At 51.1% G+C, this 1,249-nt stretch carries 1 rRNA gene; it reads right to left on the bottom strand.

Features of this window, described 5'->3' with window-relative positions:
- Positions 1 to 1,249: ribosomal RNA gene (locus tag JZ5iCDA_RS17555) — 23S ribosomal RNA — on the bottom strand; the annotation flags it as partial.

Here is a 1,249-nt window from a genome sequence, read left to right as displayed (position 1 = left end):
GGTTTGTGCCCCCAGTCAATACTTGCGTAGAAACTAGGCCTCCTTCTCGCGAACTTACGGAGGTATTTTGCCGAGTTCCTTCAACATAGTTCTCTCAAGCGCCTTGGTATTCTCTACCAGTCCACCTGTGTCGGTTTCGGGTACGGTTTATACGGTGGAGCTATTTCCTGGAACACCTTCGCTGCACCCCCAATCCAATAAGGAGATACAACACACGGCATCCGTCACTACCACCAAGCTGCAGAATATTAACTGCATTCCCATCGACTACGCCTTTCGGCCTCGCCTTAGGGGTCGACTCACCCTGCCCCGATTAACGTTGGACAGGAACCCTTGGTCTTCCGGCGAGCGGGTTTTTCACCCGCTTTATCGTTACTTATGTCAGCATTCGCACTTCTGATACCTCCAGCAAACTTCACAGTTCACCTTCAGCGGCTTACAGAACGCTCCCCTACCCAAAGTTCAAAGAACTTTGCCGCAGCTTCGGTATATTGCTTAGCCCCGTTACATCTTCCGCGCAGGCCGACTCGACTAGTGAGCTATTACGCTTTCTTTAAAGGGTGGCTGCTTCTAAGCCAACCTCCTAGCTGTCTATGCCTTCCCACATCGTTTCCCACTTAGCAATATTTTGGGACCTTAGCTGGCGGTCTGGGTTGTTTCCCTCTTCACGACGGACGTTAGCACCCGCCGTGTGTCTCCCGGATAGTACTCACAGGTATTCGGAGTTTGCAAAGGGTTGGTAAGTCGGGATGACCCCCTAGCCTTAACAGTGCTCTACCCCCAATGGAATTCGTCCGAGGCTCTACCTAAATAGATTTCGGGGAGAACCAGCTATCTCCCGGTTTGATTGGCCTTTCACCCCCAGCCACAGGTCATCCCCTAACTTTTCAAAGTTAGTGGGTTCGGTCCTCCAGTTGATGTTACTCAACCTTCAACCTGCCCATGGCTAGATCACCGGGTTTCGGGTCTATACCTAGCAACTAGACGCGCAGTTAACACTCGCTTTCGCTACGGCTCCCCTAAACGGTTAACCTTGCTACTAAATATAAGTCGCTGACCCATTATACAAAAGGTACGCAGTCACCCCGAAGGGCTCCCACTGCTTGTACGTATACGGTTTCAGGTTCTATTTCACTCCCCTCACAGGGGTTCTTTTCGCCTTTCCCTCACGGTACTGGTTCACTATCGGTCAGTTAGGAGTATTTAGCCTTGGAGGATGGTCCCCCCATATTCAGTCAAGATTTCACGT

Source organism: Cellulosimicrobium cellulans (assembly GCF_001722485.1).
In the GTDB taxonomy this organism is placed as follows: domain Bacteria; phylum Actinomycetota; class Actinomycetes; order Actinomycetales; family Cellulomonadaceae; genus Cellulosimicrobium; species Cellulosimicrobium cellulans_A.
Note: the sequence above shows the minus strand (reverse complement) of the source record. Positions and strands in the feature narration are given on the sequence as shown.